This window comes from Acinetobacter thutiue (genome assembly GCF_030385805.1).
Taxonomy (GTDB): domain Bacteria; phylum Pseudomonadota; class Gammaproteobacteria; order Pseudomonadales; family Moraxellaceae; genus Acinetobacter; species Acinetobacter corruptisaponis.
In genome coordinates this window covers 45246-61429 of record NZ_JAUDZE010000005.1, presented here as the reverse complement: position 1 = coordinate 61429, position 16184 = coordinate 45246, and the positions used below count along the sequence as shown (strand labels likewise).

Here is a 16184-nt window from a genome sequence, read left to right as displayed (position 1 = left end):
AAACTGGAAAAATAGATGTCTAAACATATTTTAATTTTGGCAGGTGATGGGATTGGTCCTGAAATTGTGGGTGCTGCTGAGAAAGTCCTGACCAAGGTCAATGAAAAATTTAATTTAGGTTTGACATGGGAACATGGTTTATTGGGTGGTTCTGCGATTGATGCACATGGTGAACCTTACCCAGCTGTCACCAGTGAGCAGGCGAAAAAAGCCGATGCAATCTTGTTGGGCGCGGTTGGTGGACCTAAATGGGACAGCATTGAGCGTTCAATCCGTCCAGAACGTGGCCTGTTAAAAATCCGCAGTGAACTGAACCTGTTTGCCAACCTGCGCCCTGCAATCCTTTATCCGCAATTGGCGGGAGCTTCAAGCCTGAAGCCAGAAATTGTTGCTGGTCTGGATATCCTGATTGTGCGTGAGCTTACAGGTGGTATCTACTTTGGTCAGCCACGTGGTATCCGTGAACTGGAAAATGGTGAAAAGCAGGGCTATAACACTGATGTTTATTCAGAAAGTGAGATCAAGCGTATTGCCAAGGTGGCGTTTGAGCTTGCAGGTCTGCGTGGTGGCAAGGTGTGTTCAGTTGACAAGGCAAATGTCCTTGAAGTAACTGAATTGTGGAAGCAGACCGTAACTGGCTTGCAGCAGGCACAATATCCAGATATCCAGTTGTCACATATGTATGTTGACAATGCGGCCATGCAGTTGGTGCGTGCGCCAAAACAGTTTGACGTGATTGTAACAGGCAACCTGTTTGGTGATATCTTGTCTGATGAGGCGGCAATGCTGACAGGTTCAATTGGCATGTTGCCATCTGCCTCACTGGATGAAAATGGTAAGGGCATGTATGAGCCTTGTCATGGTTCAGCACCTGATATTGCGGGCCAGAATGTGGCAAACCCACTGGCAACCATTCTTTCTGTAGCAATGATGCTGCGCTATACATTCCGTGAGGAAATTGCTGCACAGGCCATTGAGGATGCGGTAGGCCAGGTGCTTGACCAAGGCCTACGCACAGCGGACATTATGGCTGAGGGAATGACCAAGGTCGGTACGGATGCAATGGGTGAAGCTGTGGTTGCGGTTTTAGGCTAAGCAACTTAGGCATCCCAAAAACGCAGCAATCGCTGCGTTTTTTTATAACATAAAAAATTAACAGGCTTTGCCTTCATAGCGGATGGAGCGGGCAATCTGTTGCTGATCCAGCTCAAAAATAATTTTGCATTGCAGGTTGAGGTCATAGGCACTGCCTGCATTGCCCATGCTTTGAATGGGAATGTTCTGGGCACCCATCTCGGCGGACTGGGCAATTGGAATGGGAATACGTACAGGACGGATCACCGTATAAACAAGCTGGTTGTTCTGGTTTTGGGGCTGGGCCAGGGTTTGCAGTCCTAAAGGTCTTAGGTCGAGCTGCTGCTGGATACTGCTTGCAGACTGGCCAATGTAAGGTTGTAGATAGTCGGGGAGGCTGGTGGTTCGCTGCGGAGAGGTCATACATGCTGACAGTCCAATGACTGAACAAAAGAATAGGGACCTTGAATTTATCATTATGACGTTCCTTTATCGTATTGATCTTTTTTTATTCAAAGCCAAAGGGCACATCTTGTCGAGTCCATTTGTGTGAACCAATCACAATATACATACCTATCTGTTTGTAAAGTAATGTTCAATTGACGCAAAATATGCTTAGATATGCCGCATAATTAAGCGATTGGGAAAAACTTGATGCGCAAGATAATTTTAGGGTTAATGTGTGGTGCTTTCGCCACATTGAGTTATGCAGATAATTGCGACAAGGCACGTAACACTTATGATGATATTTACTGTACCAATAAAATTTATGCCAGTGCCGATGCTGACTTAAACAAGAATTATCAGCAGTTACGCCAGCAGCTCAATGAGACACAACAAAAGATTCTAAAAAGGGCACAGCTCGCATGGATACGTCATCGCGACGCAAGCTGTACAGATTCACAGCAGAACAGTGTTGATGTGCAATGCCGCCTGACCACAACACAGGAACGCAATCACTGGTTGCTGGAACGTCTACGTGAATGCCAAACCGTGGGATGTAAAACCACACGTTTAAGTGAATAATCCCTTGTTTATGCACATAAAAAAAGCCACATATTGATGTGGCTTTTTTGCATTCACTAATTCTTAGCGTGCACGGTAAGTGATACGACCCTTGGTTAAGTCATAAGGTGTCATTTCAACTTTTACGCTGTCGCCTGTTAAAATACGGATATAGTGTTTACGCATTTTACCAGAAATGTGAGCAATAACTTCGTGACCGTTTTCTAGACGCACACGGAACATCGTATTAGGAAGCGTTTCGGTGACAACGCCTTCGAACTCAATGAGTTCCTCTTTATTGGCCATAGCCTACCTGATGATCAAATTGGAAAGGCGCAAATTATAGTCAATTTATTTAAATTTTACAAGATGAAGTCGCGGCAAAGCTTTGAGTAATCATTTGGAAAAAACTGTCAGACAATCGACGATTTTTTTTAACAAAAGAAGCAGAATAGTGTTGTCAGTTTGGTCAATCAACGTTAATCTAAATTTAGTGTTATTGTCACAATAAAGTATCTACAGGGAAGGGCACTGCGTGGGTCAGTTAACAGATGCATCGGTTGTATTGCGCTTTGGTTATCAGGCGATTCGTAAAGCTGGATTACCAACTGAAGAGATTTTAACAAAGGCAGGTGTCGCACTCAATCAGGTTGATACAAACGCCAGAACACCATTAAGTGCGCAGAACGCATTCTGGATTGCGGCACAGGACGTGAGCAATGACCCAGACATTGGTTTGCATTTGGGGGAGCATTTACCGCTTTATCGTGGGCAGGTGATTGAACATCTATTTATCAGTAGTGAAACTTTTGGAGAAGGCCTGAAACGTGCCTTGGCCTATCAGCGCCTGATCAGTGATGCCTTTGATGCCAAACTGGTGATTGCAGATGGTCGCTGTTACCTAAGCAATGGTGAGCAGTACTGGTCTGACCAATTTGTAAACCGTCATTTTTCTGAATGTGCGATGTCGGGCATTCTTCGCTTCTTTAAATTCATCACCGAAGGGCAGTTTCAGCCAATCTACATTGACTTCAACTTCAATGAGGGGGCGGATGATGATGAATATTTTCGGGTGTATGGCTGCCCTGTCAGCCTAGGTCAAAAAGAAACCCGCCTTTATTTTGATGATGCCGTGCTTGATTATCCATTATGGCAAGCTGAACCTGAATTGCTGCAACTGCATGAGCAGCTTGCAATTGAAAAGTTGCAGGAACTGGCCCGATATGATTTAGTGGGCGAGGTACGCCGTGCCATCGGTTCGACACTGGAAAGTGGTGAAACCACACTGGAAACTGTTGCAGCACAACTCAATATTACGCCACGCCGTTTACGTACCCAGTTGAGTGAAGCCAATACCAGCTTTCAGCAGATTCTTTCCGACTATCGCTGTCGTTTGGCAAAGAAGCTGCTGGCGAACACCAATGAAAGTGTGGAGCGTATCGTTTATTTAACAGGGTTCTCCGAACCAAGTACATTCTACCGTGCCTTTAAGCGCTGGACCAATGAAACGCCAGTGGAATACCGTAAACGCAAACAACGTTAGATTTTTTAGAATGACTAAGCCTTATCTTTTATCGATAGGGCTTTTTTATTCAGGCAGATTTAACCACTGTGGACCTAGTGGTGGCTGTGGCAAGCTAAACTCTTCAGGATAATAGGCCTGAATAAAGTAAAGTCCGTCAGGTGGGGCAGTAATACCAGCGGCTTTACGGTCCTGTGCAGCGAACATGGTGTCAATATGCTCAATCTCATACAGGCCCTGTCCAATCTCCAGTAAACACCCCATGATATTTCGTACCATGTGGTGTAGGAAACCGTCTGCCTGAATATCAAGAACTAAATAACGGCCATGTTCAAATAAACGACAATGCTCTACATGGCGTACAGGCTGGTTTGATTGACAGGCCGCTGCACGGAACGTCTCAAAATTATGAGTGCCTTCAAACTTGGATGCTGCTGCAATCATTTTCTCTGCATTTAGCGCATAATAGATATGCGTAACCTGTTTATGCAGTAACGCGGGGCGGTGAGGGGCATTATACACGACATAGCGATAACGACGTGCAGTCGCCTTGAAACGTGCATGGAAACTTTCATCCATGCACTTGATCCACTGAATTGAAATATCCTTTGGAAGCTGGCTGTTCGCACCCATCAGCCATCCACGTTCAGGACGGATTGCTTCAGTGTCAAAATGGGCAACCATATTGGTGGCATGCACGCCTGCATCGGTGCGTCCAGCACCATGTAATAGGATAGGTGCATTGGCAATTTTACTGAGAACTTTCTCAATGGTTTCCTGAACACTTGCAACGCCTGCCTGTTGGGTTTGCCAGCCACGGTATTGAGTACCACAAAATTCAATACCAATTGCATAACGTTGCATATTTAAACCTCAGTGCTAATGATGATGCCAATGTTCAAAGCGTTGATCATGGGTCGGGTATTTTAAATACATTTGCAATGTTTTTGCATATAAATCGGCATGACTGTGGCAATCATTGATTAAAATCCTGGCAGATTGCATCCATGAACTGACTGCATAACGCTGGTCAAGCTGACCAAAGGTAACCTGACTGCTGACAATGGTCAGGCACTTTTGATGATAGAGATCTTCAAACAAGGCCAAAATCTCATCGTTGACAGCGATATTGCCTGTTCCAAAACCTTGCAGCACCAAAAACTGTGGGGGTGCAGCCAGAATGTTTTTGAGTTGTAAGATCAGTTGTTGTTGCGGTATTGGCTGTAGCATGAGGTTAAGCACACACAGTTGTGCCGCTTGTGTAATGTGTTCATCCTGTACAATAAACTGATTGGCAGATGTCTGGCATTGCTGGGTAGCAGGGATTCCTGTAAAAGCATCCAGTTCGGTTGTGTGTACTTTCAATGTGGTTTGGGCATGAAAAACCTGTTGATGGAAAGCAAGGTATACACCCATAGGGAGTTTCAACACCTGTTCCAGTGCCAGATACAGGTTTCCAAGCGCATCGGTAAATTCCCGTGTGTCATTTCCCTCAATATTCAGTAGCGGATACTGGCTTCCTGTAATGATTGCATGGCATGAATCTCCCAGAAAACGGGCAAGTGTTGCCGCAGCATAACTCAGTGTGTCTGTACCGTGAATAATCACGAAATGCTGGTAATTGTTGTGCTGTAACTGCTGAACCTGTTGTATCAGTTGCAGCCAGTCCATTGCCGTGCATGCGCTACTGTCCTTAATGCTGGGAGCTGCGAAACATTGAACCTGTAAATGGGGGGGGATAATCTTTTCCAGCAAAGGTAAAAAGGCTTCCTCAGGCATTGGCATAAGTGGTTCGCCAATACAGCCAAATGTACCACCCATATAAATCAAAGCGATTTTTTGCATAATCAGAATTTTTGGTATAAAAAAAAGCAGTCTATAAGACTGCTTATATTAGACGGATCAAATTCAGGAAGCTATTTTATTGAGTAACTTTTCTGAACGTTGTTGTTGCTCCGCATTTAGAAGAGCTTGGCTGTTCTTTAACAGTTCCCGTGCTGACTCATAGGCACCGAGCTCAATATATTGTTCAGCCAGTTCAAGGTTAAGCTGTGCTTCATCAAGCTGTTGCAGATCAGGGAATGATTGGGCCAAAGGATCATTGCCAGTTGCGGGTGCTTGCGGTGCTGGTTCAATAAATGCTGTTTTAGGTTCAGTCTGGGTAACTGTCTCTGTAACATCAAAGGTGAACTCGGTTTTTTCAGCCGCAGGTGGCGTCTCTAGTTTATTCTCAGATGGTTCAAAATTAAAATCCAGGCTTGGAGCTGGAATATCCTCTGACTTGGTTTCAGTCTGGTTTGAACCGACTTCCAGACTGGATAAGTCAAAGTTTAATTCTGGCTTGCTCTCTACAGTTTTTGTTTCTTCAACTGCTGGAGAAGTGGTACTTGGTTCTAAATTGAATGAGAACTCAAGTGGCTGCTGTTGTTCTTTTGTCTCAACGGGTTCAGCTACAGGACTAGGCTCAGCACTTTCTTTCTGTTCAAAAGAAAAGTTGAAATCCAGGGGTTGAACTTCAGGAACTTGTTCAGCAGGTTTTTCCTGTTCAGCGGGTGTGGTGTATTCAGACTGTAAATCATCAAAAGACTGTGTTGCTGGGGTTTGAACCAGTGCATCAAAATCAGCGGTATTGTTCTGAACAGGGGTTGCAGCAGGTGTATGCGGTTGTTGAAAATTACTTGGGCTAAACTCAATTGAGTCAGGCTGTCTGTTTCTTTCATACTCACGGTGTTTGGCTTCAGCGGCTTGCGCAATCTCTTCCAGTTTTAAGGCATGGACATGCTTGATCAACTGATCAGCGGCAAAATCATCTTTTTGTGCCAAATGAATATCAAGCAGGAACAGGTACAGCTCATGCTGGGTATTATCCTGTTTTAAGGCCTGATTGATTTGTGCTTCAGCAGTCTGGTAGTTGCCACTTTGAATTTGCTGTTCAAGTTTCTGGCGGAGACTGTCTGGAATCGGGTTCGTGGATTGTGGGGCGGCTTCCTGTTCTTCACGTGCCAGTGTCGTACGTGAAACTTTTTTTGTAGCTGCTGTTTTAGCTGTCTTGTTGGCACCCTTTTTGGATGCTGTATTGCCTTGATTGTCCCCCCGTTTTTTTAAAACGACTGCAACAACCAGTACAACGACTAGCAGTACAATTATTATAGTTGACATGATCCATACCCCTTGAAGATAGAGCCGCTTTTGTGCAAATTTATGAGAATTTTCCCGTAACCTAGCGTGTTGGCTTTTTAGTTTCCTGTTGCGCTTTCAGTTGTTCCTGTAGCTCTGCAAGCCGAGCATTCAGTAGCTGAATCCGTTGTTCCTTACCACGTAATGCCAATTCTAACTGTGTTACGTTTCTCTGTAATGTAACGGTTTTTTCGCGTGCTGTCATAACTTTTAATGATAAATCTGCACTGGTTTTCTGCTGTAGTGTGTCTTTTTTCGCACTTCCAGTACTGGAATCTTGATTACTTTCAGCAAGCAGGGTCATTTCCGCCTGTTGTAAGCGATATTTGGCTTTTCCTGCTGGTGCACCATGTGGTGTTTGGGCTGCAATTTGATTTGCATTTGGGTTTTGGTGGCTTGGGACAGTGCCCAGATTGAAATTTAAATGAGCACCCTGTCTTAACCGATTGGCATTGCCACCAATAAAAGCATGTTCATTTTGGGTCTTGATCTGGTTCATGACTTTGTACACAGGTTGTTGGGTTTGCCCCGCAATTCTTTGTGCAATGCTCCATAGCGACTCATTACGTCGAACCACATGCTGCTGTTGACTATTTTCAGCTGATGCTGCGGATGGGGATGGCTGTTTAATTGGCTGCTCTTTATTTTTTGCCAGATATTCAGCCACGGTATCCTGCTTTTTTTCCACAAGTTTATTTTCAGTATTTTGGATTGGTTTCTCTGCAGGAATATTTTCATTGGCTGGCTGGGCATTTGCTGCCTGAACAACAGCAGCCTGCTGAACTTCCTGCTTGATTGTTGGCGTAGGAACTACTGGTTTTTGCTCAGCCACTGCTGTATTGGACACGGGAGGTGGTGCTGGATTGCTTGCTGCCTGAACAATAGCCGCCTGTTGAACCTCCTGCTTGATTGTTGGAGTGGCTGGCTTTTGCTCAGTCACCGCTGTTTTAGCTGTCGTTGCTTGTGTATTGCTGCCTGCCTGAATAGTGGTCGTCTGTTCTGCTTTAGCTGGAGGTGCAACCGAGCTGGCTGTGACAACAGGCGCTTTGCTCTCTGGAACATTTAATGCAGGAGGAAGAGCAAAGGGTGCGTTTAGGAGTTTCTCCTGCTTTAGGTTTGTTTCTTTTGAATTTGTTGCTGCATTTGCGTTGTAACGTGTACTTTCTGGTAGGTTCAGTGCAATATCTTTTTCACTGACAATGTATTTAGGCGCCAGCGTTTTTTCATTGCTGCTTTTAGCCGCCGCAATCTGGGTTTTTTGGCGTATTGGCTGTCTGATATGTTTTAGGTGTGCTGCACCATTTTCCTGAATTTTAACAATAATGTTCAGCTCGGCGTCGGTCATTGGTCTTGAAGAGGTAATGACAATCACCCCTTCACCCTTGTTGTTACGACGTGTAAAAAAATTAAGGGCGGCGGGTGGCTGGTGTGTTGCACCGAGCATCATCAGGTCTTCTGGCGTTGCAAGGCTAACATCCAGTTTTGAATTGGCATCTGCCTGATGAAAGCTCATTTCTGCATAAAGCAACTCGCCTGGTGCGGACTGGATTTGCAATGGATCAAGTGTGATTGCATAAAGATGTTGCGAGGATAATATGGTTAAAATGGCAATTTTTAATTTGTTATAAATAGTCATCTCGATCCATGAAACAGTGATGTTTTAGTCAATTCAAAAGTATACATTACCGTGATGTAAATGAATTGTAAAATCTTCATCGGCAATCATAAGAAAAAAGCCGATCAACTGTGATCGGCTTTTGATTTTCATCTATTTTTTGCTTAGGCGTTCTTGTATTCCACCAAGATGCGTAACATACGGCGTAACGGTTCTGCTGCACCCCAGAGCAGTTGGTCACCCACTGTAAACGCGCCCAGATATTCTTTACCCATATTCAGCTTGCGCAGACGGCCTACTGGAACAGTTAAAGTACCTGTAACCGCAACAGGGGTCAGGTCAGTCATGGAGGCTTCGCGGGTATTTGGAACCACTTTTGCCCACTGGCTTGAATTGCGGATCATGTCCTCAATCTCGTCAAGCGGTACATCTTTCTTTAATTTCAAAGTAATGGCTTGAGAATGACAACGCATTGCACCAATACGAACACAGTGACCATCAATTGGAACAATTTGTTGATTGCCCAGAATCTTGTTGGTTTCAACCTGACCTTTCCATTCCTCTTTTGACTGGCCACTTTCAAGTTGCTTGTCAATATAAGGAATCAGCGAGCCAGCCAGTGGCACACCAAAGTTGGCTTTAGGAAAACCTTCGCCACGTTGCAGCTCAGCAATTTGATGGTCAATATCCAGAATTGCAGATTTTGGATCATCCAGTAAGTCTTTGGTATTGTTGTATAAATAGCCCATACCTGTGATCAGTTCACGCATGTTTTGCGCACCTGCACCAGAAGCAGCCTGATAGGTCATTGAAGTTGCCCATTCCACCAAATTGTTCTGGAACAGTGAACCTAGGCCCATCAGCATTAGGGAAACGGTACAGTTGCCACCAACGAATGTTTTAGTACCATTCACCAAACCATCCTTGATCACGTTCAGGTTGACTGGATCAAGCACAATGATGGCATCATCCGCCATACGCAGGGTGGATGCGGCATCAATCCAGTAACCATCCCAGCCCTCAGCCTTAAGCTTTGGGAAGACTTCAGAGGTATAGTCACCGCCCTGACAGGTTAAAATGACATCCATTTGCTTCAGGCTGTTAATGTCTGATGCATCCATAAGTGCTGGGGCAGTCTTACCACCAAATGCAGGCGCTTCACCACCTGCATTACTGGTAGAAAAATAGAATGGCTCAATGTGAGCGAAATCATTCTCTTCAACCATACGTTGCATCAGGACAGAACCAACCATCCCACGCCAACCGACCAGACCTACTTTCATGTCATTGTGCCTCGGTATGTAAAAAACTTTTAAGGGGTTTGAGTGTATCAAAAGTGCCCGCAACTGCAAGCTTTACCTAAATAAAACCATAATTTTCTTGAGTGGAATAACTTGTTTATATTAGATAGAAAATTGATAAGACCATAACATGATTCAGAAATCCACAACATCAGCAATGAAGTGTAATAAGAGTAGGGCAAAATGATAGTAATTGAGGTTTGTGCGGTGCTGGCGATCTGGTTGAGTGGATGGTCATTGATTCGACGGGATGAGTGGTGGTTTCGGGGGGCTGATTTTCCAAGATTACAAATTCTGTTCGTGGGATTGGTTGCGCTTGCGGGCCTGCTTTTTATTGATGCCGAGTGGACATCCATTAGGGAGTTGCTGCTTTTGGGTGTGATTGCGGCGGTTGCCTACCAACTTAAGATGGTGCTGCCTTATACACCTGTCTGGAAAAAGCAGGTTTTGCATGTGCGTCGGGATCAACTGAATGTTGAGCAGCAAATCTCATTGCTGGTCGCCAATGTGCTGACCCCGAACCATAAATATCATCTGTTGCTGGAACAGATTGACCATTTGCAGCCTGATGTGGTGCTGACACTGGAAACAGACCAGGTTTGGCAGGAGGCATTAAAACCGATTGAAGCGGATTATCCTTACCGTGTTGCAGTGCCTCAGGATAATTTGTATGGAATGCATCTATATAGTCGCTTGCCGTTAGCGGATACCGAAGTGAAATTTATCCTGAGTGATGAAACCCCATCCATCCATGCAACAATACGCCTGCGTTCGGGGCTAAGTGTGCAGTTGTATTGTCTGCATCCAAAGCCGCCAAGTCCCACAGAGGCAAAGGATTCCACCTTAAGGGATGCTGAACTCCTGATTGTGGGCGACCAGATCAAGGATATTGATGAGAGCTGTATTGTGATGGGTGACCTGAATGATGTGGCATGGTCAAGAACCACCCGCCTGTTCCAGCGGATCAGTGGTTTGCTTGACCCGCGTGTGGGACGTTATTTTATGAATACCTTTCATGCGGATTATCCACTGTTACGTTGGTCGCTGGACCATATTTTCCACAGTACGGACTTTGGTCTGGTTGAAATGAAGCGTTTGCCCCATATTGGTTCAGACCATTTTCCAATCTATGTGGTGCTGCAAACGGGAAAGATATTTGAACAAAAGCAGGAAGAGCTGGAGCAGACAGAAAGTGATGAGGACGAGGCGCAGCAGGCGATTCAGGAGGGCATAGCGAAAGCGGAACAGGAGGAAAAAGTGGTGGTGGATGAACTTGCCCAGACTCATAAAAGTGCAATCATTAAGAATAATCACTAAACTCTCATGTAAGCATTATCGTACAGTGATTTAGGTCCACAGCGAATAGTCTTGGCCGCTTAAAAGATTTATTCTAAATACATCAGCACAGGGACGCAGGAAAGGATTTCCGATTAAGGATAGCGACGCTGAGATGGAAAAAGCATCATGGATATGATGCATGCTATGGAAGCAAGATAATAAAAATATTGTGAAAGCACAACCTCATTTGCCCGAGTTTTACAGGATGCGAAACTCGGGTTTTAATTTTCTATTGAGCCATTTTCATTTTTTGCATTGGTTTTCCAGCTGTTGGCTGTTCTGGCGGTGCTGTTTCATCTTCCTGTTCGGTTACAGGTATTTCCTCTTCACCCATTGAGTCCCCAGCTTCATCTGGTCTGGCAGCATCCTCTGGGTCCATGACTTTCTTTGGTTTGAAAATCTTGTCTACTGGAAGTGTGATCTCCAAAGGCTGACAGCGTGTCCAGCGTAAATCGTTGCTTGATGACTGGATACTATAATTGGCTGCTGTATATTTGATTTTCCAACGGTCAGCATCTGACGGTAGTTTGGCATCAAATTCGTAGATGCGGGTTTCATAAGGGCGTAGCACCTGAATACTGTCTTGTTCTGCTGCACATCTTAAATATTGGTCTGACTGAATATGTACATTGCCCAGTTCCGACCATAATTCGACCTGTTGGCATTGTGGTACCTGCTCAAATATATAGTTTGGTGTGGTATTTCTCAGCTCAATCTGTAATGGTGTTGCCGCAAGCTCCTGTACAGTGCCTGACGGGATGGGTTGCTTGCTATCACCATAGATAAATTGCATGGAGCGTTGTATGCCAAGACATTCATCTACAACTGCATCAGGGATGGTCATATAATATTCATAGCTATCTTCATCACCTTTACCATTGCCTGTTGCATCACTGCCTCCAGGTCGGGGTTTTTGCGTGCCTGAACCACTGCCACCCAGACTGACATTGGCCGCCAGATAATGGTAATCATCGCCACAGGCGGTCATGGCACTGGCCAAACTACAGAATAAAAGCACTAGACCTAAATTTTTACCTGAATTCATTTTATCCACCCTTATAAATATAAGGTACTTGTAGATTTATTTTTCTATCGTACTGATAGACCCCGAAACGAAACTGATAGTCCGCATTCTGTTTTTCCTGGTCTTGTTCGCAGTAGTGAATGGCGGCGTTGAGTAACTGTTTTGCCATGTCCTGCCATAGTTCAAGGCTAAGTTGGCGTAGCGCTTCAATCGATGACATGGTGAGTTTTTCCGCCAGTACGGCCTGTTCCAGATGGGTAAAACTTTTGTCACTAATGAAGTTGTCAATACCCGCTGCAAGATGATCGCTTAAGTTTGCGGAGAACAGTGCCTTGCTTTCCTGCATCTGGTTGTCTGGTGTAAAGCTATTCTGTTGCAGCACCACCTCCTGCCCGACCTGTTGCACCACACCCAAACGTTGTAGTTCAAACAAAATTGAACGGGGATGTTTCTCGGTTGAGATATGTCTGACCAGCGCCTCAAAACTGTTTTCCTCACCTGAGACTGGAATCTGGTGTGGCAATTCAAGGGCAATCCAGCGTGCAATCACACGTGCGGGAACACTAATGGCATAGGTTGCCTTGGCTGTTTCAGTGAGCTGGGTGGCCTGTTGCCGAAAGGCACTGACATCCTTGCGGTGCAGGCCAGAGAGTAGGCTGACGGCAGAGTCAGTTTTATTCTGCTTGATCCTTCCCAGCTCAGCCAGGGCCTGTTCGTAGAAAACAGGTTTCAGGGCAGCCACAAAGTCGGTATAACCCACCCCTGAATGAATGAGCCAATGCGCAATATGCTGCATCATTGGCACAATGCTTTCCAACGTGGTTTCTGCGTCCTGGGGAATCACGCCTTGTGTATTGGCAGAGGATTGCTCTATAGCGGCGGTCATTTGGTCGGCTGGTTTTTCCATATCAAAATACCCTAAGCGGTTGATGCACTGAAGCAGGCAAGTGTCTGATCCCAACTGCTAAACAGAGGATGGGAATGTCTCGGCACCAGCATTGTCAATATTAAAATGAGTAAAAGAGACACTGATGGACACATCTAAACTTTCCACACAGTGCCACCAACCCAATGGAATGAACAGGGCCTCTCCCTCATTCAGCACACATTCAATTCTGCTGCTCTGTGCAAATTCAGGAAAGGATTCTACGAGATTTGCTGCATGGGGATCAGCAATTTTACTGAACACCGCAACATCATTGTACAAATGGGCGACTTGTAGGGCTGGAATGAGGGTGACCTTTTTCCTGCCATAGACCTGAACCAGAACGTTATTGGTTAAGTCATGGTGCAGGGGGGTAAATGCACCCTTGGGGCCAAACCAGATAAAGCTGCGATCTGTCATCTGTGTGTGGTCGGTATAGCCATGAAAATGCCCAATATCCCTAAATAGCTTGGCCAGACTGGATTGGCTCGCTTTGGCATTATTCGCCGTCATGTAAAAATTATTGGAATGATCGGTTTGGGTGACGAGGTCAACATAGTCACGCATGGTCATTTTGGTTTTGTGTCGGATGGAGTTTCTTTCAAAGAGTGGGTCCTGTTCACGGTTAAACTGGACCTCAATCTCCTGATCACCCACCACCTGCTGAAAATACGCGGGTGACCAGCTTTTCAGCGCTGACCAGTGATCAATCGCATGCGTCAGGATAACGGGTAAATTTCTGCTGTAATAATGCTGAATAAAAAAATCAAAAGAAGGTACTTGGATACGTGCAATCTGTTGGTATTCAGGGTTGAGTCGTGCAAAGCGGTCTAAGGTATCCAATAGCCAATTTCTCTTTTTGACTAAAAAGTGCTGTTGCTGGGCAATCTGAAAATAGGGGTCCTGTTTAAGCTGTACCAGCTCTTGAGAAATGGATTTTTCACTGAGGCCCTGAGCCTGAAGTGTTTGATAAATATCTATTTGAGGTTTTTTTTCAAGAACCGCCTGAGCCAGCCATTTTTTTTGTTCGATACTGAAATGGACGGTGGACTCAGCAGGACGTGCTATCCCAGTCAATGACTCCTGCGGTCCAGTAAAAGTTTCATCTGCCTCAAGTGTAATCAGGCCCTCACGCAGCAAAATATTGGCAAGCTCCACAGGGTTGCAGCCACGTTCAAAGTTTTCTTCCAGCCATGCACGCCATTCCTCTGGTAATGCATTGAATTGTCTTATTAAGTTTTGCTGAGCATCCATAGCTTTTGACCTATCAATACAATGATTTGACCTTTTGTCTAGGGGCTGTTGACATTTCACCTTGCGAGCTTTCAGCTCTCATTGCGACAGAGGACATTTTTTAGACGGTACAAGGCATGTTTTGCGTAACTTAGTGATTCTAAGTAAGCAAGACATAACGCAGTAGCGGCAAAAAATGTCCCTGTCCCGCAGGGTTATGGCTAAAACTACCTCAAACTTCGTTATGAAACTTGGTAAGGGAATGCCCTTACCTACGTCTCATGCCTTGTTTGAGTTGTTTAGCCTATAACGCAATGCATGGCTGAAATATCAACAGACCCTAAATTTAAGCATAAAAATATTTGCACTCAAGCAGAAAAGTGTTAAATTTTCACAGACAATATATGTGAAAATTTCACACAGAGGGCAACATGATGAAAAATATATTGACTCAACTTGCGATTGGCATGACATGCGCGGCTTTGGTGGGATGTGGTGGAAGCTCATCTTCGAATAACACCCCCACGCCGACTCCAACCCCCACGCCAACTCCCACACCGACTCCAACTACCGTTGCGGACCGTTTTGTGGGAACATGGATGGCTGGGCAGGGGGCCTGTATCAATGGTTCTGGCTTAAAAATGAATATTGTCAAGATGGCGGACAATAGCATCCGTTTTGTCAGCGAAACGGTAAAATATGCGAATGCAAAAGACTGTACGGGTGAACTTTCCCCAAGCTACAAACAGCCAAGTGAATTTAGTTTGGTGACTGAAATTGGGGCAGCACAGACGGTACAAAGCTCCAGCTTTAATCAGGCACAATGGCAACTTGAGGTTGCTGGTAAACTGGGTAGCAAACAGCCTGCGGTTTTGGGCTTTAAAAATGCGGATCAGTTCTGTCTTGTGTCCACAGATCAGCCGAATGACATCCATGCCTATCTACAACAGGTTGATTTTAGTCGGGTGAATACCTGTTATACCCGTAGCGCTCCCTCTTTAAGCCAGCAAAAGCCACAGCAGCTTGTTGCAACCGCAAGTTATCGTTTCGGCGACAATCAAACGGCATGGGCAGATGTTCTGAACCAGTTGAATGACCAAGGTCGCCAAGGCTATGCACTCATTACACCGTCAGTTGCATTGAAAAATCCAGAGGGAAGCAACAGCATCTACAAAAACTTATATGTGAAAAATAACGCCTCACAGGATACCTACACCTATACCACAGCTGATGTAAGCACCAATATTGTTGCCAGCCGTTATACACTTTGGTTTGATGAACTGAAAAAGCAGGGTGCCTTGGGCTATCTCTACAAGCTATCTTTTGGAGAAACCTCGAATAATACCCGCAAATATTTATTTGTAAAAAATGACCAAAAACCAGCGACCTATAGTTATGAAAATCGTTTTATAACAGATACGACCAGAGCCAATATTCTGGCTGCGTTTAATGACATGGGCGCAAAAGGCTGTAAATTAATTGATGCAGGATCTACCTATACCAATAATGGTACAAGTAACGGCACATTCTATGTGACCACCTGTGTAAACAGCAGCACGCATCATGGTACCTATAACTACCGTTATTTCCAGGTTGAACGTAATATTCCATTTAATGCCGAAGATGTGGCGAAGCTGGAAAAACTATTAAAAGAGCAGGCCGCAGAGGGTTACCGTCTGATTGACAAGGATAACAGTATTGGTTTTGGAATTAACACCAAAGGATATTTGTTTGAGAAAGATAGCGAAAACACAGGCGCGGTTGAATACAAGGTCTATTCAGAAGATGCGGCAGATGGTCTGGAAAGCCCATATGGCGTTGAAAACCGTATTCAGGATCAGGGTAAGCTGGGCTGGTTCTTTGCAACACGATTGGGTATGGTGTATACCAACTCACCTCAAAATTATGACCTGGCAACAGGTGTGGTTTTTCCTAAATAAACCATTCAGGATGCGGTGAAAAAAATCTGT

Annotated in this window: 15 protein-coding genes; 5 read left to right on the top strand and 10 right to left on the bottom strand. The window is 44.9% G+C overall.

Translation table 11 applies throughout. From position 1 onward, the window contains the following. Positions 1–15 precede the first annotated feature (15 nt). Positions 16–1095 (top strand): 3-isopropylmalate dehydrogenase, encoded by a 1080-nt coding sequence (gene leuB / locus QTA56_RS11865; protein ID WP_267981152.1) that lies wholly within the window; start codon positions 16–18, stop codon positions 1093–1095. Between the two features lie 57 nt (positions 1096–1152). On the opposite strand, the gene QTA56_RS11860 is transcribed toward leuB, so the two are convergent. Next, positions 1153–1497: a hypothetical protein gene (locus tag QTA56_RS11860; protein ID WP_267981151.1), complete on the bottom strand. Its 345-nt coding sequence runs from the start codon at positions 1495–1497 to the stop codon at positions 1153–1155. Between the two features lie 231 nt (positions 1498–1728). Here QTA56_RS11860 and QTA56_RS11855 point away from each other — a divergent pair, with 231 nt between their 5' ends. Beyond that, a complete protein-coding gene (locus QTA56_RS11855; protein ID WP_267981150.1) occupies positions 1729–2100 on the top strand; it encodes a lysozyme inhibitor LprI family protein in 372 nt (123 codons plus the stop codon). Positions 2101–2163: 63 nt separating this feature from the next. Here the strand turns inward: QTA56_RS11855 and infA are convergent, their stop codons facing one another. Further along, on the bottom strand, positions 2164–2385 hold the full coding sequence (infA, locus tag QTA56_RS11850; protein ID WP_001284370.1) for a translation initiation factor IF-1: 222 nt from the start codon (positions 2383–2385) through the stop codon (positions 2164–2166). A 229-nt stretch (positions 2386–2614) separates the two neighbouring features. On the opposite strand from infA, the gene QTA56_RS11845 reads away from it, so the two are divergent. Next, positions 2615–3622 carry an AraC family transcriptional regulator gene (locus tag QTA56_RS11845; RefSeq protein WP_267981149.1) on the top strand — a complete coding sequence of 336 codons (1008 nt, stop codon included), beginning with the start codon at positions 2615–2617 and terminating at the stop codon, positions 3620–3622. Positions 3623–3667: 45 nt separating this feature from the next. Here the strand turns inward: QTA56_RS11845 and truA are convergent, their stop codons facing one another. The 5 genes from truA to asd form a co-directional block, all read right to left on the bottom strand. Then, positions 3668–4465: a tRNA pseudouridine(38-40) synthase TruA gene (gene truA / locus QTA56_RS11840; RefSeq protein ID WP_267981148.1), complete on the bottom strand. Its 798-nt coding sequence runs from the start codon at positions 4463–4465 to the stop codon at positions 3668–3670. 15 nt (positions 4466–4480) lie between these two features. Further along, on the bottom strand, positions 4481–5446 hold the full coding sequence (locus QTA56_RS11835) for an asparaginase domain-containing protein (protein ID WP_267981147.1): 966 nt from the start codon (positions 5444–5446) through the stop codon (positions 4481–4483). A gap of 63 nt (positions 5447–5509) precedes the next feature. Continuing rightward, positions 5510–6760: a T4P machinery localization factor FimV gene (gene fimV, locus QTA56_RS11830; RefSeq protein ID WP_267981146.1), complete on the bottom strand. Its 1251-nt coding sequence runs from the start codon at positions 6758–6760 to the stop codon at positions 5510–5512. A gap of 61 nt (positions 6761–6821) precedes the next feature. Beyond that, a complete protein-coding gene (locus QTA56_RS11825; RefSeq protein WP_267981145.1) occupies positions 6822–8414 on the bottom strand; it encodes a FimV/HubP-related protein in 1593 nt (530 codons plus the stop codon). A 143-nt stretch (positions 8415–8557) separates the two neighbouring features. Further along, a complete protein-coding gene (gene asd / locus QTA56_RS11820; RefSeq protein WP_267981144.1) occupies positions 8558–9676 on the bottom strand; it encodes an aspartate-semialdehyde dehydrogenase in 1119 nt (372 codons plus the stop codon). Positions 9677–9877: 201 nt separating this feature from the next. Between asd and QTA56_RS11815 the strand changes: the two genes are divergently transcribed. Next, positions 9878–11011, top strand: a complete 1134-nt coding sequence (locus QTA56_RS11815) for an endonuclease/exonuclease/phosphatase family protein (protein ID WP_267981143.1) — start codon at positions 9878–9880, stop codon at positions 11009–11011. Between the two features lie 250 nt (positions 11012–11261). On the opposite strand, the gene QTA56_RS11810 is transcribed toward QTA56_RS11815, so the two are convergent. The 3 genes from QTA56_RS11810 to QTA56_RS11800 are packed head-to-tail and all read right to left on the bottom strand — an operon-like array spanning position 11262 to position 14235. Continuing rightward, on the bottom strand, positions 11262–12077 hold the full coding sequence (locus tag QTA56_RS11810; protein ID WP_267981142.1) for a hypothetical protein: 816 nt from the start codon (positions 12075–12077) through the stop codon (positions 11262–11264). A gap of 1 nt (position 12078) precedes the next feature. Beyond that, positions 12079–12963, bottom strand: a complete 885-nt coding sequence (locus QTA56_RS11805; protein WP_267981141.1) for a DUF6502 family protein — start codon at positions 12961–12963, stop codon at positions 12079–12081. 57 nt (positions 12964–13020) lie between these two features. Then, complete coding sequence (locus QTA56_RS11800) at positions 13021–14235, bottom strand: cupin-like domain-containing protein (RefSeq protein WP_267981140.1); 1215 nt, start codon at positions 14233–14235, stop codon at positions 13021–13023. Between the two features lie 410 nt (positions 14236–14645). On the opposite strand from QTA56_RS11800, the gene QTA56_RS11795 reads away from it, so the two are divergent. Continuing rightward, positions 14646–16154 (top strand): PT dipeptide repeat lipoprotein, encoded by a 1509-nt coding sequence (locus QTA56_RS11795; RefSeq protein WP_411956102.1) that lies wholly within the window; start codon positions 14646–14648, stop codon positions 16152–16154. Positions 16155–16184 lie beyond the last annotated feature (30 nt).